The organism is Rufibacter immobilis (genome assembly GCF_003721565.1).
Lineage (GTDB): Bacteria > Bacteroidota > Bacteroidia > Cytophagales > Hymenobacteraceae > Nibribacter > Nibribacter immobilis.
Genome location: NZ_RJJE01000017.1, coordinates 648,670 through 670,384, shown reverse-complemented (window position 1 = coordinate 670,384; position 21,715 = coordinate 648,670). Strand labels below are relative to the sequence as shown.

Below are 21,715 nucleotides of genomic sequence, written 5' to 3'. Positions count from 1 at the left end.
TCTGAGTACCGTACGTTCTGCTACCATTTACCGATAGACAATAAACAAGAACTCCGTTTTGGGCACGTTTTCTGAAAAACGTGCCCAAAACGGAGTTCTTGTTTAGATGCAGTGTTACCTCTAGCGGTTACTTGATCGCCACTGGTACTTCCACGTACTCCCACTTCAGCGAAAAGCCTTTGTTGGTGATGTCATATACCAGGCGCTCATTCAGTTGGTCTAATTTTTTTGGCTTTACAGTAACGGTAAGTGCATTATTGGCGGGATCAAAATTAGCGCCGCCACCGCGTTTGGTGCCCCATTGGCCAGTTTCAGTGTTGAAGATCACTTGCCACTCGGTTTCACCGGGTACCATAAATACGCTGTACTTGCCCGCCTTCAGGGTTTTGCCTTCCACTTTAATGTCTTTGTCGGTGGTGAAGGTGGTGGCTTCATTGGCCCCTGCTCTCCAGGGCTTTCCATACGCCTCTAAGCCGCCCCAGATGGTACGGCCTTTCACCGCCGGGCTGCTGTACGCGATGGTGATGTTGGCAGCCCCTACTTTTCCGGTAGCCGTCTGCGCCGGGCTGGCCTTCGGCTTCGGTGCGTCTTGCGCAAACACTGAAGCGGTCATGGTGAACAGGAACAGGACGGTGAGGAGGAAGATGTGTTTCTTTGGTGTGGTCATCGTTTTGATTCAGTTATGTTGTAAGATTAAATGTAGTGGATTTTCAGGTTCAATGAAATGTTTCTGTCAAAACGCCGAAGCAGCAGATGTGTTGTCTAGAAACAGGTAGGTGTGCTTTTTGTTTTTGGCCTGTTTTCTGAAAAAGAGGCCAAAAACGCACTTCTACTAAAAGGTTTATTTTTTTATCTGTGAACTAACCGCAGATTACCTGCGCACTCAGTAGAAATAGTCACGCATTCCGTCCCCCTTTGAAGGGGGTAGGGGGATGATTACTCGTGCTGATTTACGCATTCCCGAGAAACAGCTTTCACTCCTATTGCTAAAGTAGACGCCTCTTCAAACGCCTTTGTCATCCCCCTACCCCCTTCAAAGGGGGACGACCAGCAATGCCGTCATTCTTGATGTGATTCCTCGTTAATGCCTCTTCCCCTATTATTTGCTTCAATACTCTTAAATGAAACAAGTAGAAACTTGTCCTTTACTGTTTCAGTATATACTAAAAGAATATACCTTTGTAGAAACAGCAAGGAAATGAAGAACTTATCTTTAAAATTGGAAGACAATATCTTTCAGGAGACCGAAAGCATTTTAGGCAAGCTCCACACCAACCGCAACCGCTACATCAATGAGGCGCTGGAATTCTACAACAAACTGCAAAAGCGCCGCCTCCTGGCCAAGCAGTTGGCGAAAGAGTCAAGGTTGGTGGCCGATGATTCGCTCTCGGTGCTAAAGGAATTTGAGGCGCTGGAAAACGATGAAGCCTAAGCAGTTTGAGGTCTGGATTGCCGACCTCAACCCTAGAATAGGCACTGAAACTGGAAAGGTACGGCCGGTGGTCATTCTCCAAACCGACCTGCTGAACAAAACCCACCCCTCCACCATCATCTGCCCCATCACCACCCACGTGCAACCCGAAGCCGAGATTCTGCGCGTTCACCTAGCCAAAGGCACCGCCAACGTGAAAGAAGCCTGCGACATCATGATAGACCAAATCAGAGCCATTGACAACTCCCGCCTCCTGCACAAGATTGGGCAGTTGGAGGAAGAGTTACGGAAGAAAATAAAGGAGAATGTGCGGATTGTGCTCGATATTGATGTGTTGGATTAACTAAGTAAGTCAATTTACTCAAACTCATTTAATTCGTATATTTGATATATGGAACCTATTAGAGTTGAAATACTAAATCCCAAAGCCTTACAACTGCTTCAAAACTTGGCAGACCTAAACCTTATTTCTATTGAGAAGAAAAAGCAAAACACTTTCACCGATGTGGTGAAGAACCTAAGAAGTAAATCCGCCTCGGCTCCTAGCTTGGAAGATATTACCAAAGAAGTGAAATTGGTAAGAAGCAAACTCCCTAGAAAATAAGCACTTTTCACTAATAAAAAATATAAGATAAATCTGGAGTTACTTAGAGTATTTTCTAAATGCTTTTATTGTTTGAAATATAAAATATGAAGTAAAAATTCTAGAAATAAAATCAAAAACTAATGAGAAATTACTTAAGTTTATTTTATCATGAATATTGTTTACTTGATGTGCGGGATTAAATAAATATGTAACTCTTCCAAACAAACTTAAATAATCATCAATTGTAATAGCTCTATTAGTTACCAGCCCTGCACCTATTAAAATAAAGAATAAAAAATTAAAAATTATCATCCATATAACAGGAAGAACCCAATCCTTTCCATAATAATTGGATACTTTACTTGTCCATAATATAAATCGCTCGCTCCAATCTCCCCTCCCTTCTTTTAGATATTTCCAATAAGACTCCATTTCTTCCTGTTCAAAAACGAGAGACTGAAATGTATCTTCTTGCTTTTTCATCGCCATTTTCAGTTGACGATAATTCTATTTTTGCCTAGCTGCATCATTATTGATTGCAACAATTTTATTAGGCCAACTTACATATGCGGTTTGAATTTCTGTAACGTTAGAATTATTGATATAAAATGAATTAAACTTACTGAAATCAATATTAAAGAACTGCATTTTACCTAAATTAGATTCCTCAATCACTACTTTAGAATCATGATTAAGAGGTGAAATATTAAAAAATCTCACTGTATCATTATTTGAGAATCTATTTATATTTAAAATCTCTACTTTGATATTTTCAAAAAGAATGTTTCCTTCATTTAAAATACCAGAAATCTCAAGTTCATTAATATCCCCTTTTTGAAACCTTAAATTCCCTATATTATCTTTACTTTCAACTTCAATTTTAAATTTACCAATATACCCTTTACTTAAATTATCAGGAAATCTATCCTTATCAATTGACTCATAAATCCCAAAACCATCTTCATATGCACCTGATTAGACCTCAATTTTTCCGATATAATGATAGGTAATACTAAGGCTTCCTAAATCATTATTTAATAATCTTATGTGTTCAGCTTTGACATTAGAAAAACTCCCTCCCATTCTTCCATAAGTTCTATTTTCCGAACGTTTAATCACTCCTTCAGCCAAAACCAACATGTCATATATTACACAATCATCGAAATGAAATCTATAACAATCAAATGCAGAAATATTAATACTTTTATATAGCATACATTTTGAAAATACAAAAAACTCACCAAACTCGCAATTTTGCCACCAAATTCCATCTTTAAAAACACAATTACTAAAGTATATACTTCCTTTGAACTTTGAAGGCCCAAACATAAAGCCAACTTCAAAAACACAATCTTTAAACTCAATTCTATTCTCAAAAGATTGTTGATGAAATATATTATTACCTGGACCTCTTATTATTTTATCTTTTATAATTATGGTTGTATTCCTTCTATCCTCATCAAAATAATTATCATCAAGACCATTCATTATGGCTAATAGATGATTAAATGAAATTTGGTGTTTCACTTCTACTAAACTTAGATTGATATTTAATGTAATTATAAACAAAAAAGGCCATAGAGGATTCTATGGCCTTTTCTTTTCCTCTCTGCTATTGCTTCTAATCTCTATTATACAACCAAGTCCACTCCTTCAACTGGTTCTCGGTTTCCTTGGTAATCTGCCCCGGCACTAACCGCCAGCCCCAGTTGCCTTGGCCTTGGCCGGGGGTGTTCATGCGGCCTTGTTCGTCAATGCCCAGCACGTCTTGCATGGGCAGAATGGCGGTTTTGGCCACCGAGGCGTAGGCCAGGCGCGCCATCACCCACCAGATGTCGTGCTCGCTCAGTTCGCGGCCCACGTAGTGCTCTATTTGCTGGTGGTGCGGTTTGCCTTCCTGGCGGTACCAGCCCAGCGTGGTGTTGTTGTCGTGGGTGCCCGTGTAGGCAATGAAGTTGCGGGCGTAGTTGTGCGGCATGTAATCGTTCTGCGGCATTTCATCGCCCCACGCAAACTGTAGAATCTTCATACCCGGCAGGTTGAAATCATCGCGCAGCTTGAGCACCAGGTCATTGATCTCGCCTAAGTCCTCGGCGATGAACGGCAGGCTACCCAGCTCCTTCTCCACGTAGGTGAAGAAATCGGCCCCGGGGCCTAGTTTCCAGGCACCGTTCTTGGCGGTTTCCTCACCCGCGGGCACTTCCCAGTAATCGGCGAAGGCTCTAAAATGGTCTAGCCGCACCAAGTCATAGAGCTCCATGTTCTTGCGCAGGCGGCCAATCCACCAGTCATAGCCCTGCTCCTTGAGTACGTCCCACTTAAACACCGGCATGCCCCAGAGCTGACCATCCTCCGAGAAAGAATCGGGTGGTACGCCCGCCACGCCGGTCATGTTGCCTTCTTCGTCCACGGCAAAAATATCGCGGTTGCCCCACACATCTACGCTGTCATAGCTGATGTAGAACGGCATATCCCCGAACATCTGGATGCCGCGGTTGTTGCAGTACGTGCGCAGGCGCTTCCACTGTTTGTTGAAGATGAACTGCACCCACTTGGTTTTCTCAATGGCCTCGGCGTGGTCCTGCACCAGCTGTTCCAGCGCCTGGGGGTCGCGTTGCTTGTATTGGTCTTCCCACTGGAACCACGCGCTGCCGCCGTTCTGGTCCTTGAGCAGCACGTACAGCGCGAAGTCATGGAGCCAGCCCGCCTCGGTGCCGCAGTAGTCCACAAACTGCTGTTGCAGCGACGGGTAATCGCCGTTCCTGAAGGTCTGCCAGGCCTTCTCCAGCAGCTCGTCTTTCACGCGCTTGGCCTGCTCATAGTCCACGCTGCCCGTCTGCGGAAGGTGGTATTGGCTCAGTTCCTGCGCGTTCAGCAGTCCTTCTTTGGCCAGCAGTTCCGGCGAGATGAGCAGCGGGTTGCCCGCCCGGCTGGAGATGGAACTGTACGGCGAGTAGCCCTGCCCCGCCTCAATGGGGTTAAGCGGCAGCAACTGCCAGTATTTCTGGTGGCTGGCCTGTAGGAAGTTGGCGAAGTTCCGCGCTTCCGGTCCCATGTCCCCAATCCCGAACGGCGAGGTCAAGGAACTGATGTGCAGCAGAATACCGCCCCCGCGCTCATTCTTGGCTCTAAGCTTGAGCAGCGCCAACGGGAATATCCCGAACAGGTCGCCTACGCTCAACTCATGCGCATAGCTGCCGTTGCTGCGCACCAGCGTGTCTTGCCAGTCTTTAGGCGCATCTTTGGGCAGAATGACTTTGGTGTCTTTCCAGTCAATTTCTTCCAGCGTTTCTACGCCCTGTTCCTTAGCCAGCGCTGCCAGATGCAGTGGCACCGCCACAATGTACCAGGTGTGCAGATGCTTGCGGGCGAAGGCCAGCACGTGGTCTTTGCCCTCGCCTTCAACTTCCAGCGGCAGGTATTCGCCTTTGGCGAAGAGGTTAGCGTTGTTCTTGCGCTCGGTGAACAGCGTACGGGTGAGCCAGAGTTTGATGCGGGCGTCATAGCGGTTCTCCCAGAGGTCTTCCCACAGGTTTTCCAGCTTGCGTAAATCAGTACTGTCCAGTTCCTCCAGCCAGGCCTGCCGTTTCTCATAGTCCACAGGCCGACGGTTATCTGGGTCTACCAGACTGAAATCCCAGAGTTCGGTGCCCTGGTACACATCGGGCACGCCCGGCGCGGTGAATTTGAGCAGCACCTGGCTCAGCGAGTTCACTATCCCGAAGTCGGTCGTTTTTGACCTGAATTTCTCAAAACTGCCCCAAAACGGACGGCTCTTGTCCAGCAGCTTCACCGCGAAGGCTTTGGCCGCGGCTTCGTATTCCTCGTTGGGCGTCGTCCAGTTGGAGTTGACTTTCGCTTCGCGGAGGGCTTTCTGAATATACTCCTGCACGCGGTTCTCAAAATCGTCCTCGTCCTGCCCCGGCATGGGGTAAGCGCCCAGCAGGGTCTGGTAGATGAGGTACTCGTCGTTTGCATCCGGCATATTGTTCTGCTTCAGGTCGGCGTTCAGTTCGCGCCATTCCTGCACAGCCGTGGTCCAGTCCTCCCCTAGTTCGGTGAGCACGTTCAGGCGTGCTCGCACGTCTTCACCGCGTTTGGTGTCATGGGTAGAGGTTCCGTTAATTGACAGCGGCCAATTCTGCTGCCGGTCCTGCATAATCTGGTGGAACTCCTGCGGGCTCACCCCAAAGGCCTCCGGCGAATCGCCTACTTCGTTGTGGCCGATGAAGCGGTTGTAGGTGTACATGATGGTGTCTTCCACCCCTTTGGCCATAATGGGGCCGCTGAACTGCATGAGCCGCTGGTAAAACCGCTGTGACCGCTGCAAATAGGTGTCATCTTCCCCTTCGGGCGCAGCCCCCAGAATGGCTCTCTCCAGAATCTCCACCGCACCGGTTAAATCAGGCTTACTCTCTCTGATAGCGTTGAAGATGTTCTGCACTGCCTCGGCTTCCTCGCCGTCCAGCGGCATCTGGTTACCATAATATCTGTACACCGGGCACTGCACCAGAAACTCGCCAATGGCGGCTTTCAGATTCTCCCCAGGCACGCTGCTCAGCACTTCCTCGTCCACCAGCCGTTGCTCCAGGAACAGTTGGTACAGGTTCTCCAGCTCGCCGCCCATGTGGTTATTAAGGATGTAGGCTTTTTTCTCGTGAATCTGGTCATGCACGGCCGCGCCCTCGCCTACCAGCTGGTGGTAGAGTTGGTCAAAAGCTTCCTGCCCAGGTTTGTAGGTAAACAGGTTGTTCACGTACGACAGGAAATCATAGCCGGTATTGCCCTGGATGGGCCACTGCTTGGGCATCGGTTCGCCCGGCTCCAAAATTTTCTCTACGGCAATGTAGGTCTCCTCACCCGCCAGTTCACGCAGTTGCTGCAGGTACCCGGTGGGGTCATATAGGCCGTCTACGTGGTCTATGCGGAGGCCCTGGAAAACGCCTTCGTCCTGCAGTTGCTTCACGTACTGGTGGTACGTTTGGAAAACCTCGGGGTCTTGTATGTTCAGGCAGATGAGCCCGTTCACGGTGAAAAACCGCCGGAAGTTGATCAGGGAATCTGTTTCCTGCCAGTGGCACAACTGGTACACCTGCTGCTCGGCCAACTGCTGAATTTTCTCGGGCTTGGCATTGAACGCCTGCAAACTCGCCTCCACCGAGGTCTTCACCACCTCGTTTTTCATCAAAGACACCAGCTGCTGCCGGAACTCATCCCACTTGAGGGCAAAACTTTTCGGGTCTTCATCCTGATGTACTTCTTCCAGCTTCTGGAGGAGTTGGTCAATGGCTTGGTTGGGCTCGCCCTCCCCTTTGAGCAGTGTCTCGTAGGCCCTTGGGTTTAACGGATAGGCGCTGTCATAGTACTTTAACACCAGGCGCTGCTGCCCCTCGTCAAAAGCCACCTGTAACTCCCCGTTTTTAATGACCTCCTCCAGGGTAGCGCCCAAAAACGGCACCATCACGCGCCCATTATACAGCGAGCTGTCCCAGCCGATGTCAAAGAAGTTGCGGTATTGGCTCAGGGCACCTTTCTCCAGCACATCCATGAGCCAGGGATTGTTGGGGTGATAAGCCATATGGTTGGGCACGATGTCCTGCAGCCAGCTGATGCCCTGCTCTTTCAGGCCACTGGCAAGCGTCTTCAGTTCCTCTTCTGAGCCAATCTCCGGGTTGATGCGGTGCGGGTTTACGCCGTCGTAGCCGTGCGTGCTGCCGGGAGTGGCCTCAAAAATGGGCGAGGCATAGATGGTGCTCACCCCCAGTTTCTGTAAATAGGGTATAATGCGCTCGAAGTCCTGAAAGGTAAACTCCTTGTGAAACTGCAAGCGATACGTCGCGACAGGATTATGCATTCTTTTTCAGATTTGAAGATTTGGAAATGGGGAAATTTGAAAATGATTTCTCCCGCTGTAGACCTCACGTAAAGAGAGGGGTATGTGTTGCTGTTTTTGGCCTATTTTCTGAAAAACAGGCGCTAAACAGGATTTATATTTTTTGGTAAAAATTTATGAGGTCGTGCTCACTTTCTCACGCATGCAGCTACTCCCCTCTTACATTTGTAGATATTCCCCCTTTGAAGGGGGCGAAGGGGGATGTTGACACAGGAGAGTCCATATTGCTGATGATTCCCCTCCTCGGAGGGGTTGGGGTGGGTTCAGTTCAGGGGACATTGCTTTACCATTGACTAAGAAAATACGGCGTTTAGGTGGAAGGCAAGTTTCTGTATACACTGTTTTGGCGCAGACGCTTGCAGTTCTTATAACCACTGCTAGGTATTTTGTACAAGTGGCTGCCGCTGGCGCGAGCTTGCAGCTCGTGCCCTCACGCATACCTGCTCCTTATTTTCTGCTCATGTGTTTTTATAGAGGCACGAGCTGCAAGCTCGCGCCAGCAAATGCAGACTCTTTCAGGTCTTATAACAACTGCCAAGTATTCTATGCAAGTGGTAACGAGGTAGCAAGCGTATTCACCCACCCCAACCCCTCCGAGGAGGGGAGTATTAAATAGGCGTGCTCTCCTGAGTAAACATCCCCCTGCCCCTTCAAAGGGGGAGTATCTGCTAGAGATTCAGAATACTTTTAGGTAAACCTTGCGTTTAGGGGCCGTTTTTGGAAAAACAGCCCCTAAACGCAAGGTATCTCTTCTTGCATCAGCTTACGCCAAAGGGGCTACGCCACGTACACCACCAAGCTCTCTGGTTGCAGGCTTAGTTCTTCACCGCCGCTTACGGTGGCGGCAGAGGTTTGGGGGCCGTTCCACTCCGGGGCGGCGGAGTCTAACAAGATTTGCCAGCTCTTGGTACTGACCGGTAGCGTCACTTTTTGCGGCGCCGCCGAGAAGTTCATCAGAATCGCCACCTGCTGGTCTTCGTGCCAACGGCGGAGCACCAGGGTTTTCTGCGCCTCCTTCTCCTCCACTTCCACGTTCTGCCGGTTCAGGTGCTTGAGGGCCGGGAGTTCGCGGCGCAAGCGCAGGAGCGTCTGGTAGAACTTGAACATGACCTGATGCGCTCCCTGCTGCACCAAATCCCACTGTAGTTTAGAGTTCTGGAACGTTTCCTGGGCCATAGGGTCTGGGGCTTCGCCCTGAGCATGGAAGGCGGCGAACTCCTCTTTGCGTCCTTTGCGCACGGCTTCGGCCAGGTCTGGGTCTGTGTGGCTCACGAAGTACTGGAAACGGTTGGGTTCACTGTACTCCTCGCCCATCCAGAGCATGGGCAGGAACGGACTGAGAATCACGGCTCCGGCGGCCAGCTTCTGCATCTCAAAGCTCACCAGTTCACCCAGGCGCTCGCCCAGCATGCGGTTGCCCACCTGGTCGTGGTTCTGAGTGAAGACAATGAACTGCTGGCCCGGATTCTTCTCTGCCTTAATCCCGAAGTGTTTGTTCCGGTGCGGGGAGAACTGTCCGTCATAAACGTAGGCGTCGCGGTAGGCTTTGGCCAGATCACAGATGCCCGTGAAGTCTGCGTAATAGCCAGTGTTCTCGCCGGTGGTGGTCACGCGCAGGGCGTGGTGGAACTCGTCTACCCACTGGGCATCCATGCCAAACCCCTGCTCCTCCAGCGGATTGATGAAGCGGGTGTCGTTCAGGTCCAGTTCCACAATCATGTAGTGGGTGCGGCCGGTTTCCTGCATGAGCTGGTTTACCTGCTGCTTCATCTCGCGCAGAATATGCACCGGGCTGAAGTCTTTGATGGCGTGCACGGCATCCATGCGCACAGCGTCAATGTGAAAGTCGCGGAACCACATCAAAAGGTTCTCCGCAAAGTAGCGGCGCACCCCATCACACCAGGCGTCATCAAAGTTGATGGCCGGCCCCCAGGGGGTGTTGTATTTGTCGGTGAAGTAATGGCCGTACACGCCCAGGTAATTTCCCTCGGGGCCCAGGTGGTTGTAGACCACGTCCAGCACCACGGCCAGCCCTTTCTGGTGACACACGTCTACCAGATGCTGCAAGGCTTTGGGTCCGCCGTATGAATCCTGTACCGCGAACGGGAAAACCCCGTCATACCCCCAGTTACGGTCTCCGGGGAACTGCGCCACGGGCATGATCTCAATGGCGTTCACGCCCAGCTCCTTCAGGTAATCCAGTTTCTCTTCCAGTCCGGCGAAGGTGCCGTCTGGGGTAAAGGTACCGGTGTGCAGTTCATAGAGCACGTAGTCTTCCAGGGGCAGGTTGTTCCATTGGTCATCGGTCCATTTGAACTTGGCCACGTCAATGGCCTGTGAGGGACCGTGCACACTCTGGGGCTGCAACAGGGAGGCCGGGTCCGGGTATTCCTGGTCCTCGTTCAGCCGGAATTTATAGGTGTCGCCGGGTTGAATCTGATCCGTGATCACGTGCCAATAGCCGTAGTCTTGCTTCTTGAGCGGGACAATGGTGTTGCCGTCGTTCAGGCTCACTTCCACTAGGTCGGCTTTGGGGGCCCAGACCAATACTTCGGCCTGGCCGCCGGGGGTAAAGCATACCCCTAAAGTTCTTTTAGTTGGCAGTACGTTATTCATTTGCTTCTGGCTCTGTTGCATGCACATGGTTTTTCAGGACCAACACAGACCTGCCTTCCACCAGGAAACTGTCTCCGGCGTTGTAAATGGCGGGTTGCTCAGGCTCTACCTGGTCTCTGAAGGTATCAATGGCAACTTCCCACTGGCTTCCGTATTTCTCTGCGGGCAGCGTAAACTCCAGAGAATCATGGTAGGCATTGAAGATCACGTAAAAAGAATCATCTATCAGAATCTCGCCTTTAGGCCCACGGGTATGCACGCCCCGGCCGTTGAGGTAAATAGCCAGGGATTTGGCGTGGTCCTGGTCCCAGTGCTCCATAGACATGGAGTGGCCGGTAGGTAAAAACCAGGCGATGTCCTCTACCCCCAGCCCTTCTATCTCGCTGCCTTTAAACCAGCGCCTACGGCGGAAAACCGGATGGTTCTGGCGGAAATGAATGAGCTTTTTGGAAAACTCCATCAAAGATTTATCAGCGTGCTGCCAGTTGATCCAGGAGATCTCATTGTCTTGGCAATAGGCGTTGTTGTTCCCGCCCTGGGTGCGGCTCATCTCATCACCGGCCACCAACATAGGCACCCCTTGGGAAAGAAACAGGGTAGCCAGGAAATTGCGCTTCTGGCGGTTGCGCAGGTCAATGATCCATTGGTCATCGGTGGGGCCTTCGGCGCCGCAGTTCCAGGAACGGTTATGGTCATCGCCGTCTTTGCTGTCCTCGCCGTTGGCCTCGTTGTGCTTCTCATTGTAAGAAACCAAGTCATGCAGCGTGAAGCCGTCATGGGCGGTGATGAAGTTGATGCTGGCGGTAGGCCGGCGGTAGTCATCATAATACAAATCAGATGATCCGGTGAAGCGGTTGGCGAACTCAGCCAGCATGCTCTCCTCTCCGCGCCAGAAATCACGCATGCAGTCGCGGTACATTCCGTTCCATTCGGTCCAGCCCGGCGGGAAGTTGCCTACCTGGTATCCGCCTTCGCCCACATCCCAGGGCTCAGCGATGAGTTTCACCTGGGAGATCACGGGGTCCTGGTGGATGATGTCAAAGAAGGAGCTCAGTTTGTCCACCCCATGCAGTTCACGGGCCAGGGCCGAGGCCAGGTCAAAGCGGAAGCCGTCTACGTGCATTTCCAGAATCCAGTACCGCAGGCTGTCCATGATAAGGCGCAGCACACTGGGTAGATTGGCATTGAGGGTATTGCCGGTACCGGTGTAATCCATATAGTACCGTTTGTCGTCTTCCACCAGGCGGTAATAGGAAGCATTGTCTACTCCTTTAAAGGAGAGCGTAGGGCCTTTCTCGTTGCCTTCGCCGGTATGGTTGTACACCACGTCCAAGATCACCTCAATGCCCGCCTTGTGCAGGGCCTTCACCATGTTCTTGAACTCAGTAACCTGCTGGCCTAGCACGCCACTGCTGGAATAGCGCACGTCTGGGGCAAAGAACCCAATGGTATTGTAGCCCCAGTAATTGGTGAGGCCTTTGTCTTGCAGGTACCAATCTGTGATAAAATGGTGCACTGGCAGTAACTCTATGGCCGTGATTCCTAAATCCTTCAGGTACTGAATGGTGGCTGGGTGCCCGATGCCCGCGTAGGTGCCCCGTATCTCATCTGGAATATCTGGGTGCAGCTGGGTAAAGCCTTTCACATGCGCCTCATAGATGACGGACTGGTAGTAAGGATATTTAGGTGATACGTCTCCCTCCCAGTCAAAGTTAGGGTCAATTACCACCGCTTTGGGGATATACGGGGCGCTGTCCATCTCACTGAAGCTCAGGTCTTCATCTTCATTCCCAAACTGGTAGCCGAACAGGGATTCATGCCAGTTGATGGTGCCGGCAATGGCTTTGGCGTACGGGTCTATGAGTAATTTGTGGTGGTTGAACCGGTGTCCGTTCTCCGGCTCATAGGGTCCGTGTACCCTGAACCCGTAGAGCTGCCCCGGCTCCAGTTCCGGAATGTACGTGTGCCAGACCTCATGGGTGCGCTCCGTCATCTTGATGCGGGCGGTCTCCACATCATCTTCAGTAGTAGAAAATAGGCAGAGCTCCACTTTCTCGGCGTGGCGGGCGTACAGAGCGAAATTCACGCCTTTGCCGTCCCAAGTGGCTCCTAAGGGGAAAGGACTACCCGGATAGGTAATAATGTTCATAGTCTGTGTGTGTCAGGTTTGAGTGCGTAGAGGAGAGTTTGGTACTCTATCGTTTTCCTTGCGTACCGTGTACGGAGAAATGCAATTTGTGTCTACAGTGAAAGTCCTGATTCTTAAAAAAATCGGACTATGTCTGGAAGAAGAGGGAAAGCATAGCGCTAACAGGCTGCCTTAGCCCTTGCTGCCTCTGTCTGGGCCTACTTGGTTTGGGGCTAATTCTGGAAAAAGAGCCGCTAAACGCACACCATAAAAAAAGGCCGCCGCAGATAAAACTGCGGCGGCCTTTTGCTTAGAAACAGCACTACTAGAAGATGAATTTGGTGCTCAGGAAATTGGAGGTCCCGTCGCTCACAATCTGGTTGAGCAACTGTTTGTTGTTCTCGTTCAGTTTGGTGGCTACCAATGAACGGATAGAGAACGAACGCAGTGCGTCCACCACGGAGAGCGTTCCCTCGGCGCTGTCTTTGCGGCCCGTGAACGGGAACACGTCTGGCCCCCGCTGGCACTGGCAGTTAATGTTCACGCGGCTCACCTGGTTCACCAAAGGGTCAATGAGTGAGGAAAGTTCTTCGTGGTCATTACTGAAAAGGCTTACCTGTTGCCCGTGGGTGGAGTTGATGAGGTACTGGATGGGTTCCTCTATGTCATCAAAGGCCAGCACCGGTATAATGGGCCCGAACTGTTCCTCACGGTACAGTTTCATCTCCGGCGTAACCGGGTACACAACGGCGGGATAAACGAACGACTCAAACGCGGTTCCGCCGCCCTCATTTACCACCTGCGCCCCGTGGGCGATGGCATCATCAATGCATTCCTTTAAATAGGCGGGTTTGTGCGGCTCCGGAAGCGGGGTTAAGGCCACGCCTTTCTCCCAAGGCATCCCGAATTTCAGTTGACTGATCGCCTGGCTCAGCCTTTCTAGGAACTCATCTACTTTGCTCCGGTGCACAAAGACGATTTTCAAGGCGGTACAGCGCTGTCCGTTGAAAGACAAAGAACCCAGCACTGTTTCTTCCACGGCCTGCTTGAGGTCTGCGTTCTGCGTGATGATGGCGGCGTTTTTGGCGTCCAGACCCAGAATGGCGCGCAGGCGGTTTACTTTAGGGTGCAGTTTCTTCAGCTCGTCGGCTACCTTGCTGGAACCAATGAGGGTTAGCACGTTGATCTTGCCAGACTGCATAAGGGCGGGCACAATGGCGTGGCCCCGACCGTAGATGGTGTTCACCACCCCCGCCGGGAAACTCTCCTGGAACGCCTGCAGCAAGGGGTAAAACAACAGCGTACCGTGCTTAGGCGGCTTGAACAGAATGGTATTGCCCATGATGAGCGCCGGGATGAACGTGGTGAGCGTCTCATTGAGCGGGTAGTTGAAAGGCCCCATGCACAGCACCACCCCCAGCGGCGACCGGCGCACCTGCGCCACAATGCCCTGCTCTATCTCAAACCGGGAAGACTGCCGGTCTATGTTTTTGAGGGCGTCAATGGTGGCATATATATATTCTACGGTACGGTCAAATTCCTTCACAGAGTCTGCATACGATTTGCCAATCTCCCACATGATGAGCTTTACCACAATGTCTTTCTGGGCAATCATCTTCTGGGTGAAATGGTCTACGCACCGGATGCGGTCATCCACGCCCATGGTGGGCCACTCACCGCGCCCGTTATCATAGGCTTCAACGGCGGCGTCTAAGGCCTCCATGGCTTCTTTCTCGGTACAGACCGGGTAGGTGCCTATGAGCTTGCGCTGGTAGGTTCCGTCTGGCAGGGCTACCGCTACCGGTGAGTATACCTCATGGGTAGGGCCTTGCCAGGTCTTCATGCTTCCATTAGACAGGTACTCCCGCTGGTGAATCTCCTGGGGCAGGGCATACTCCGCCGGAATCTGCTCTTCGCGGGGGAAGATCTGCCGCAGAGTGTCCTCTGTCACCAGTTCTAGATTATCTGTTACTTCCATACTAAGTGTGTTACTCTTACAATGTTTTAACTTATGACATAAACCAATCTTAGGCATTATTATGATATTCTCAAAATTGATTTTTACTGTTTATTAATATTTTATTTAAACGATTATTATTTAACATTTTTCGTATTTAAAGCAGGCTATTTAAGAATTTATTATCATTGACAGAACTAACAGATGTTTGTTTAACAGTTTCTTAAAGCCACCCCACCCGCCGTATATCCTTCATAAAAAGCCGTAAAGAGTAGAAAATATAAAAAATTTATTGGAGCTAAACTGCAGTTGTCTCTATATTGGGTGCAGCAAAAGCGTTTAGATTTAATCAGGAGCTACTGGCTTGTAGAGAACGAAAGGCTGGTTCTTCTTGCACGCTGCCAAGCCTTACCCAAAGGCTGTGCAACAGGAAGAACAACATTTTGTGCAACCTTTCGGCCGCCTAAAGAAGTATGTTCTGCATAACACTTTTCATTTTTTGGCGCTTTTGGCTAACTTCGCCGCGAGGCGTAACAACCTAACTACACAACTTAAAGAAGTAATATGTCTGATTTTGCTGAACTAATTTTGGAGGGCAAATCGTACCAGTTTCCGGTTATTACGGGCACTGAGAACGAGAAGGCCATTGATATTAATGCTTTACGCGCGCAAACCGGTTACGTAACCCTTGACTCTGGTTACAAGAACACGGGGGCCACCGAGAGCGCCATCACGTTCCTGGACGGCGAAAACGGTATCCTGCGCTACAGGGGGTATCCTATTGAGCAACTGGCGGAGAAGTCTTCTTTCATTGAAGTGGCTTACCTGCTCATCTACGGTGCCCTGCCTACCCAAACGGAATCAGACAATTTCGCAAACCAGATCAAAGTTCATACCCTGGTGAACGAGGACATGCGCAAAATTCTGGACGGTTTCCCTTCCACGGCGCACCCTATGGGCATCCTTTCTGCCCTGGTAAGCTCCCTCACCGCCTTCTATCCAGAGTCTCTGAACCCTAACCAGACCAAAGAAGCCCGCGACCTGGACATTATCCGCCTTATGGCCAAATTGTCTACCATTGCGGCCTGGTCTTACAAAAACTCCGTAGGTCACCCGGTGAACTACCCTAAGAACAAGCTGGACTACTGCTCTAACTTCCTGCACATGATGTTCGCGTACCCAACGGAGGAGTACGAGATTAACCCGGTGGTGGTAGATGCCCTGAACAAGCTATTGATCCTGCACGCCGACCATGAGCAGAACTGCTCTACCTCTACCGTGCGTCTGGTGGGCTCTGCCAACGCCAGCCTGTACTCTTCGGTTTCTGCCGGTATCAGCGCCCTGTGGGGACCGCTGCACGGCGGGGCGAACCAGGCGGTGATTGAAATGCTGGAAGCCATTAAGGCAGACGGCGGAGACTCCAAGAAGTATATTGAGAAAGCCAAGGACAAGAACGATCCGTTCCGTCTCATGGGCTTCGGGCACCGGGTGTACAAAAACTTTGACCCTCGCGCCACTATCATCAAGAAAACTGCCGATGAAGTCTTAACCGCCCTGGGCGTGAATGACCCCATCCTGAACATTGCCAAAGACCTGGAGCAAGCCGCCCTTACAGACCCTTATTTTGTGGAGCGCAAGCTGTACCCTAACGTGGACTTCTACTCCGGTATCATCTACCGCGCCATCGGGATCCCGACGGAGATGTTCACTGTGATGTTCGCGTTGGGTCGCCTGCCCGGCTGGATTGCCCAGTGGAAAGAAATGCGCGACGCGAAAGAGCCTATCGGTCGTCCGCGCCAGATCTACACCGGTGCTACCGAACGTGACTACACCGCCATCAACGAGCGTTAATATTCCGCTTCTATATAGTAAAAGAGAAGGCCAGACTGAAAAGTCTGGCCTTCTCTTTTATAGGGCGTTTAGGGGCTCTTTTTCTGAAATAAGCCCCTAAACGTATGCAAAGCTTATCTCACGATCAGTAGCTCAAGCTATTTTACAGAACCCATTTCGATTTTCCGTTTAGCTGCCGTTTTTCCCAATTTGGCACAAAAACAGATATTAAAAGAAGCAGCTGGAAACTGAGTTCCTAAAGAGGGAAGACCAAAAGATGAATGAAACTTATTTTACTTTACATCAGCTGGTTTCTTCGCTTGCACGGGCTCGGCAGAAGCGGCCTGTCCGCAGCTGAAGCTCTTCCAGCCGAGCCAGTTGCCCGCGGCATCATAGTAGTGCCAGTCGCCGTGCCACTTGTACATGAGCATATTCTTCTCTTCAAACAGATACGCCATGCCGGTATGGGACACCTTCCCGTTGGGATGGTAAAAAATGGTCCTGATGCGCTTGTGCCGGGGCTCATACTTCTCCAGCCGCTCCAACGTTCCGTTTTCTGAGTACGTTCTCCAGGTGCCTCGTTCCTGGCCGTCTTTGAAGCGCCCGCGGTACATGAGTTGCTCCGGTTTGTGCTCATAGAAAGCGCGCCACTTGCCCTGCCGGTTGCCCGCCTTGTTCACTTGGTTCCACTTCCAGGGCCAGGCCATGGAGGCACTCCCAGAGTTTGCTACTAAGAACACGCAAAGCAGCAGCAGAAAAGACTTAAGGTAAACCGGCTTCTTCATGAACTAAAAGTTTAGTTCACAATAGTAAGCAATATTTCCTTACCTACGCCCTACTCCTTCTTCTTTTTATTATTGCTTAGCACCGGTGTATTGGTTACGGCGGTCCCTTTCGCGAAGGTCTTGATGCCCAAGGCTTTTCCGGCCTCGTCAAAATACTCCCAGTCGCCGTCCCAGTAGTAGTGCACGCCGCCGTGCTCAGCATCGCGCAGGTACGCCAAGCCGCGGTGCGACACCTGCCCGTTGGGATGGTAATACACGGTTTCAATGTAGTTCTTGCGGCGCTTGATGCGCTCTTTGAAGTACAGATTGCCGTCTGCGGTATAAGTTTTCCAGCGGCCTACTTCCTTGCCGTGCCGGTACCGGCCGCTGTAGTGCAGCACCTGGGAGTCGGCGTCATGGTACACTCGCCAGCGGCCGTTCTTCAGCTGCTTTTTGTCGTACTGGTTCCATTGCCAGGGCCAGGCCGCGGCGCTGGGCAAACTCTGCAGCACCAGTCCTGAGGCCAGCAGAAGGGCAAAAACAGCTTTTCGGCTTTCAAAAAAAGGGGCGCTCTTTTCCATAAGATGAAGGATGAGAAAAACCTGATACTCAGAAAGAACTTTATCAAAATTTAATAGACCGCTTTCCTTTTTGGGAACGAAATAATTGCCATCTTAGGTACATCCTAATCGCCCTATTTTATCTTCTAGTTTTCACATTAAACTGAGTCTTGTGCAGAAACCCGCCACCACCCGAAAACGGGCTCCCAAGCCGGAGGCCGAAGCGCCCAAACCCAAGAAAGCCTTTGTACTGGATACCTCCGTCATTCTCTATGACCACAGCGCCGTAGAGCATTTCGGCGAACACGACGTAGCCATTCCCATCACGGTGCTGGAGGAACTGGACAACTTCAAGAAAGGGAACGACATCAAGAACTTTGAGGCCCGGGAGTTTATCCGGTTCATTGACCAGCTCTCGGCAGAGCACATGCTTCAGACCTGGATTCCGCTCAGCGGCTCCAACAAAGGACGCTTCAAGGTACTCATGGGCCACGGGGCGCCCATTGACGCCGAAAAAATCTTCAATGAAGACAAAACCGACCATAAGATCCTGAATGCCACCCTGGCCCTGCAACACGAGCTGCCCGACCACCGGGTAACGCTGGTGACCAAGGACATTAACCTGCGGTTGAAGGCCCGGGCGCTCAATCTTTCTGCCGAGGATTATGAGACAGGCAAAATCCAGAACGTGACCAACCTGTACCGGGGCAGCGACTTAGTAGAGAGCATTCCGGTTACCGTGATCACGCAGCTGTATGAGCAAGGCGAATGTCCCGTGGAGGAAGCCCTGCCGCAGCCGCCCCTGGACAACCACTACTTTATTCTGCGCAGCGCAAAATCTTCTGCCTTAGCGTACTATAACCCCCAGTCGCGCATACTGGAACGGGTAGACAAGCCGGTGGCGGTGGGCATAAAGCCGCGCAACGCGGAACAGACCTTCGCGCTGCACGCCATTCTGCACCCAGACATCAAACTGGTTTCCATCCAGGGCGTGGCGGGTACCGGGAAAACGCTGCTGGCCCTGGCGGGCGCCATTGAGCAGCGCGAGGTGTACCGGCAGATCTACCTGGCCCGCCCCATTGTGCCGCTCAGCAACCGCGACCTGGGCTTTTTGCCCGGCGACGCCAATTCCAAAATTGGTCCGTACATGGAGCCGCTCTGGGACAACCTTAAATTCATCCAGAACCAGTTCCCGGAGCACAGCCGCGAAAGCAACCGCATCAAGGAAATGGTAGAAGACGACCGGCTGGTCATTACGCCGCTGGCCTACATCAGGGGCAGGAGCCTCTCCAACATCATCTTCATCATTGACGAAGCCCAGAACCTCACCCCCCACGAGATCAAGACCATTATCTCCCGGGCCGGGGAGAACACCAAAATCATCTTCACCGGCGACATCTACCAGATAGACACCCCGTACCTAGACAGCCAAAGCAACGGCCTCTCCTACCTCATAGACAAAGCCAAGAACCACCCCCTGTACGCGCACATCACGCTGCAGAAAGGCGAACGCTCAGAACTGGCCAACCTGGCGAACCAGCTTCTTTGATGGGGATTGTTGATTGCTGAATATCTTATTGTAATTTGTGCTGGTGGTAACGCATTCAAACCAGCATCCCTTTCGGGGTTATTCTCTAGGAAACAGCCCCGAAAGGGATGCTGGTTTTTGTTTTGAATTGCTGCAATCGCTAAAGAGCAATCAGCAATCCATTACAATTTAACCAGGTACCGTTCTTTCAAAATCTGGAGGTGGTGCCGCTCGTGTCCGGCAATGATGAAGGCCAGGGCCCGCACAGAAACCGGACTGCCGTTGGCGCTCCCCACTCGGCTCAGCGCCTCTTCGGGTAGGGTATCAAACAAAGCTACGGTTGCTTCCCTGATAACCTGGTGCTCCTTGAGCAAACCCGCCAGGGTACGCTGGCTGAACCCCGAATTAGCAACGTATGCGTTCTCGTCAAACCCGGGGAGCGTGGTTTGCTCTCCGCGGGCAATGCACAGGGCGCGGTAAGCCATGATACGCTCGGTATCGTTCATGTGACCCAACAGCTCTTTAATGCTCCACTTGCCGGGCTCATAGGCGAAATTCGCTTCGGACTCAGTTACCCGCCCAAACAGCTGCGTTACTTCCTGCCGCTGCTTCAGGAGCAGTTCCAGCACATCGGTCTGGTCTGGGATGGGCTGGATGTACTTGTGGTAGTAGTCGTTATACTCAGATGGTAGTGGTTTAGGAATCATAGGGAAGATGCGTTAGTTCTACAAGTACGGTGGTTTGGCCGGTAAGTAACCCCGGGGCCGTAGATTCTAGGCACTGCAATGACGTTTAGGGGCTCTTTTTAGAAAAACAGCCCCTAAACACACGCAAGCCCTTTCATAGGTATTACTTTATAATCGCCTATATTGGAAGATATTATGTCCCCCCAAAAAACATCTACTTCAACAATAGACACCCGGGGTTGGCGTGCAGATTATTCTTCGTTCATCAGGAAGAGGTTTTCTGCTTCTTTGCCGGGTTTGTGTTCGCGGGCGAATTTCTCTTTGCGACGCTGGATGTCGGTCTGGATTCTGAGCTGCTTGTCCAGGTAGGCTTTAAGTTCCTCGCTGGGAATGAAGGAAATCTGCTGCACCCGCGGCTCGCCGTCTTTCTCGTCTACGTTCACCACCTCGCACCGCAGCGCCTTCAGCTCGCTCAGGATGGCGTTGAACTTGCTGAGTGAATTGGTCAGCCTGAACTTGTACAAGTGCTCCTCGCGGCTGCCGTAGCGCGCAAAGGCCCCGGCCAGAAAAGAGCATCGCTCCTTGGGAGTTTTGAACAGGTTCTTTTTGAGGGTGCCCACGTAGAGCCCCTGCGCCCTGCTGCCCTCGTCTTTGCCCGGTTTGAAGGTGTAAGACCCGTTGATCTTCTCCGATAGCTTCTTTGACTGCAAAAGCTTGAACTCCTTGCAGTAGTAGCAGCCGTCTTTCTCCCAGGTAGTGAACGAATACTGGATTTTGTCTGGCGTGCGTTTGTTTTCCAGCATCAGGAGGGAATCTAGATAAGAAACCAGGGTACTCTCTATGGCGTGGAACTTGTCTAACTGCGCACTCTGCGCTCCCGATTCTTTGGCCAGGAGCCGGCCATTGTGGTCATCCAGAAGCCCCAACACGTACGGCACGGCCAACGGTCTCTGCGCCCAGGCGCTACAAAAAGCACTTACACAAACAAAAGTGAGGAACAGTTTTTTCATGCGGTTACAGCGGGTAAAGGTGAAAGAACCGGTAATGGGCCAGAGCTGCTCCGGCCATTCAACTTTCTAAATATATAAATTTAAACGTATTCTGTTCACTTTCCGCCGTTTAGCACCTCTTTTTCCTGAAACTACCCTAAACTGGAAAGAGCCATATCCAGACTTCGGCCGCCGCCGTATACGGTGCAGTGAAACAGGACTCTAAAACCAACCAATATGAGCTCATTAGCCGACAAAGGACTTAATTTATCTAAGAATGCGTTTTTCAGCTTCATGATCTCCAAAGCCTCTGGCATCATGAAGAAACCGGTAAAGGTAGGCTTGCTGCTCACCACCGCCTATGAAAAACTCACCGACGCCAACAGCAATGAAAGCGGGCTGGACCAGATCAAAGACATCATGTTCCGGTTCATCAGGCTGGTGAAAGCCTACTACAACGGCACCTACCGCGATATCAACACCAAAACCCTGCTGCTGGGGGTGGCCGTGCTGGTGTATGTGGTAACGCCCCTGGACCTGGTACCGGATTTCATTCCCATTCTGGGCTTCGCCGATGACCTGAGCCTCATGGCCTGGTTTATCAACGCGTTCCAGGAGGAGATGCAGAAATTCCAGGTGTGGGAAGAAGGAAGCGTGGCCGTGGGGCATTCCTAAAGCGTATCATGTAGCTCGGTACGTATCAGGTAGCACGTATCAAGTAGCAAGACTTTTTCAGCCCCGGTCTG

At 51.2% G+C, this 21,715-nt stretch carries 17 protein-coding genes; 6 read left to right on the top strand and 11 right to left on the bottom strand.

Annotated features, from left to right (window positions below; all coding sequences use genetic code 11):
• Window positions 1-127: 127 nt before the first annotated feature.
• Window positions 128-667, bottom strand: coding sequence for a DUF2911 domain-containing protein (locus EFA69_RS15555; protein ID WP_123134009.1), 540 nt, complete (start codon window positions 665-667; stop codon window positions 128-130).
• Window positions 668-1,198: 531 nt separating this feature from the next.
• On the opposite strand from EFA69_RS15555, the gene EFA69_RS15550 reads away from it, so the two are divergent.
• The 3 genes from EFA69_RS15550 to EFA69_RS15540 are packed head-to-tail and all read left to right on the top strand — an operon-like array spanning window position 1,199 to window position 2,036.
• A complete protein-coding gene (locus tag EFA69_RS15550) occupies window positions 1,199-1,432 on the top strand; it encodes a hypothetical protein (RefSeq protein ID WP_123134008.1) in 234 nt (77 codons plus the stop codon).
• A complete protein-coding gene (locus EFA69_RS15545; protein WP_123134007.1) occupies window positions 1,422-1,775 on the top strand; it encodes a type II toxin-antitoxin system PemK/MazF family toxin in 354 nt (117 codons plus the stop codon). The genes EFA69_RS15550 and EFA69_RS15545 overlap by 11 nt, the downstream gene beginning before the upstream one ends.
• A 48-nt stretch (window positions 1,776-1,823) precedes the next feature.
• A complete protein-coding gene (locus EFA69_RS15540) occupies window positions 1,824-2,036 on the top strand; it encodes a hypothetical protein (RefSeq protein ID WP_123134006.1) in 213 nt (70 codons plus the stop codon).
• A 39-nt stretch (window positions 2,037-2,075) separates the two neighbouring features.
• Here EFA69_RS15540 and EFA69_RS15535 read toward each other — a convergent pair whose 3' ends face one another.
• The 6 genes from EFA69_RS15535 to EFA69_RS15510 form a co-directional block, all read right to left on the bottom strand.
• Complete coding sequence (locus EFA69_RS15535; protein ID WP_123134005.1) at window positions 2,076-2,501, bottom strand: hypothetical protein; 426 nt, start codon at window positions 2,499-2,501, stop codon at window positions 2,076-2,078.
• Window positions 2,502-2,993: 492 nt separating this feature from the next.
• A complete protein-coding gene (locus EFA69_RS15530) occupies window positions 2,994-3,506 on the bottom strand; it encodes a hypothetical protein (protein ID WP_148041383.1) in 513 nt (170 codons plus the stop codon).
• A 133-nt stretch (window positions 3,507-3,639) separates the two neighbouring features.
• Window positions 3,640-7,872 (bottom strand): malto-oligosyltrehalose synthase, encoded by a 4,233-nt coding sequence (gene treY / locus EFA69_RS15525; protein ID WP_123134003.1) that lies wholly within the window; start codon window positions 7,870-7,872, stop codon window positions 3,640-3,642.
• 816 nt (window positions 7,873-8,688) lie between these two features.
• Window positions 8,689-10,527: a malto-oligosyltrehalose trehalohydrolase gene (gene treZ / locus EFA69_RS15520; protein ID WP_123134869.1), complete on the bottom strand. Its 1,839-nt coding sequence runs from the start codon at window positions 10,525-10,527 to the stop codon at window positions 8,689-8,691.
• Window positions 10,520-12,676 carry a glycogen debranching protein GlgX gene (gene glgX / locus EFA69_RS15515; RefSeq protein WP_123134002.1) on the bottom strand — a complete coding sequence of 719 codons (2,157 nt, stop codon included), beginning with the start codon at window positions 12,674-12,676 and terminating at the stop codon, window positions 10,520-10,522. The genes treZ and glgX overlap by 8 nt, the downstream gene beginning before the upstream one ends.
• Before the next feature lie 304 nt (window positions 12,677-12,980).
• A complete protein-coding gene (locus EFA69_RS15510; protein WP_123134001.1) occupies window positions 12,981-14,633 on the bottom strand; it encodes an NADP-dependent glyceraldehyde-3-phosphate dehydrogenase in 1,653 nt (550 codons plus the stop codon).
• A gap of 543 nt (window positions 14,634-15,176) precedes the next feature.
• Between EFA69_RS15510 and EFA69_RS15505 the strand changes: the two genes are divergently transcribed.
• Window positions 15,177-16,463, top strand: coding sequence for a citrate synthase (locus EFA69_RS15505; RefSeq protein WP_123134000.1), 1,287 nt, complete (start codon window positions 15,177-15,179; stop codon window positions 16,461-16,463).
• A 272-nt stretch (window positions 16,464-16,735) separates the two neighbouring features.
• On the opposite strand, the gene EFA69_RS15500 is transcribed toward EFA69_RS15505, so the two are convergent.
• Together EFA69_RS15500 and EFA69_RS15495 are read right to left on the bottom strand one after the other, a co-directional pair.
• Window positions 16,736-17,227, bottom strand: a complete 492-nt coding sequence (locus EFA69_RS15500) for a toxin-antitoxin system YwqK family antitoxin (RefSeq protein ID WP_123133999.1) — start codon at window positions 17,225-17,227, stop codon at window positions 16,736-16,738.
• A gap of 50 nt (window positions 17,228-17,277) precedes the next feature.
• Window positions 17,278-17,787, bottom strand: coding sequence for a toxin-antitoxin system YwqK family antitoxin (locus EFA69_RS15495; protein ID WP_123133998.1), 510 nt, complete (start codon window positions 17,785-17,787; stop codon window positions 17,278-17,280).
• A 151-nt stretch (window positions 17,788-17,938) separates the two neighbouring features.
• Here EFA69_RS15495 and EFA69_RS15490 point away from each other — a divergent pair, with 151 nt between their 5' ends.
• Window positions 17,939-19,315, top strand: coding sequence for a PhoH family protein (locus tag EFA69_RS15490; RefSeq protein WP_123133997.1), 1,377 nt, complete (start codon window positions 17,939-17,941; stop codon window positions 19,313-19,315).
• A gap of 161 nt (window positions 19,316-19,476) precedes the next feature.
• On the opposite strand, the gene EFA69_RS15485 is transcribed toward EFA69_RS15490, so the two are convergent.
• Window positions 19,477-20,001: a DinB family protein gene (locus tag EFA69_RS15485; protein ID WP_123133996.1), complete on the bottom strand. Its 525-nt coding sequence runs from the start codon at window positions 19,999-20,001 to the stop codon at window positions 19,477-19,479.
• Between the two features lie 230 nt (window positions 20,002-20,231).
• Window positions 20,232-20,990 carry a hypothetical protein gene (locus tag EFA69_RS15480; protein ID WP_123133995.1) on the bottom strand — a complete coding sequence of 253 codons (759 nt, stop codon included), beginning with the start codon at window positions 20,988-20,990 and terminating at the stop codon, window positions 20,232-20,234.
• Window positions 20,991-21,206: 216 nt separating this feature from the next.
• Here EFA69_RS15480 and EFA69_RS15475 point away from each other — a divergent pair, with 216 nt between their 5' ends.
• Complete coding sequence (locus EFA69_RS15475) at window positions 21,207-21,644, top strand: YkvA family protein (RefSeq protein WP_123133994.1); 438 nt, start codon at window positions 21,207-21,209, stop codon at window positions 21,642-21,644.
• Window positions 21,645-21,715 lie beyond the last annotated feature (71 nt).

What these genes read in the sequence shown, in the direction of transcription:
- EFA69_RS15480 (WP_123133995.1), bottom strand. Translation starts at nt 20,990, where the DNA reads ATGAAAAAACTGTTCCTCACTTTTGTTTGTGTAAGTGCTTTTTGTAGC.
- EFA69_RS15540 (WP_123134006.1), top strand. Translation starts at nt 1,824, where the DNA reads ATGGAACCTATTAGAGTTGAAATACTAAATCCCAAAGCCTTACAACTG.
- EFA69_RS15555 (WP_123134009.1), bottom strand. Translation starts at nt 667, where the DNA reads ATGACCACACCAAAGAAACACATCTTCCTCCTCACCGTCCTGTTCCTG.
- EFA69_RS15535 (WP_123134005.1), bottom strand. Translation starts at nt 2,501, where the DNA reads ATGAAAAAGCAAGAAGATACATTTCAGTCTCTCGTTTTTGAACAGGAA.
- EFA69_RS15545 (WP_123134007.1), top strand. Translation starts at nt 1,422, where the DNA reads ATGAAGCCTAAGCAGTTTGAGGTCTGGATTGCCGACCTCAACCCTAGA.
- EFA69_RS15505 (WP_123134000.1), top strand. Translation starts at nt 15,177, where the DNA reads ATGTCTGATTTTGCTGAACTAATTTTGGAGGGCAAATCGTACCAGTTT.
- EFA69_RS15485 (WP_123133996.1), bottom strand. Translation starts at nt 20,001, where the DNA reads ATGATTCCTAAACCACTACCATCTGAGTATAACGACTACTACCACAAG.
- EFA69_RS15500 (WP_123133999.1), bottom strand. Translation starts at nt 17,227, where the DNA reads ATGAAGAAGCCGGTTTACCTTAAGTCTTTTCTGCTGCTGCTTTGCGTG.
- glgX (WP_123134002.1), bottom strand. Translation starts at nt 12,676, where the DNA reads ATGAACATTATTACCTATCCGGGTAGTCCTTTCCCCTTAGGAGCCACT.
- EFA69_RS15475 (WP_123133994.1), top strand. Translation starts at nt 21,207, where the DNA reads ATGAGCTCATTAGCCGACAAAGGACTTAATTTATCTAAGAATGCGTTT.
- EFA69_RS15530 (WP_148041383.1), bottom strand. Translation starts at nt 3,506, where the DNA reads ATGAATGGTCTTGATGATAATTATTTTGATGAGGATAGAAGGAATACA.
- treZ (WP_123134869.1), bottom strand. Translation starts at nt 10,527, where the DNA reads ATGAATAACGTACTGCCAACTAAAAGAACTTTAGGGGTATGCTTTACC.
- EFA69_RS15495 (WP_123133998.1), bottom strand. Translation starts at nt 17,787, where the DNA reads ATGGAAAAGAGCGCCCCTTTTTTTGAAAGCCGAAAAGCTGTTTTTGCC.
- EFA69_RS15510 (WP_123134001.1), bottom strand. Translation starts at nt 14,633, where the DNA reads ATGGAAGTAACAGATAATCTAGAACTGGTGACAGAGGACACTCTGCGG.
- EFA69_RS15550 (WP_123134008.1), top strand. Translation starts at nt 1,199, where the DNA reads ATGAAGAACTTATCTTTAAAATTGGAAGACAATATCTTTCAGGAGACC.
- treY (WP_123134003.1), bottom strand. Translation starts at nt 7,872, where the DNA reads ATGCATAATCCTGTCGCGACGTATCGCTTGCAGTTTCACAAGGAGTTT.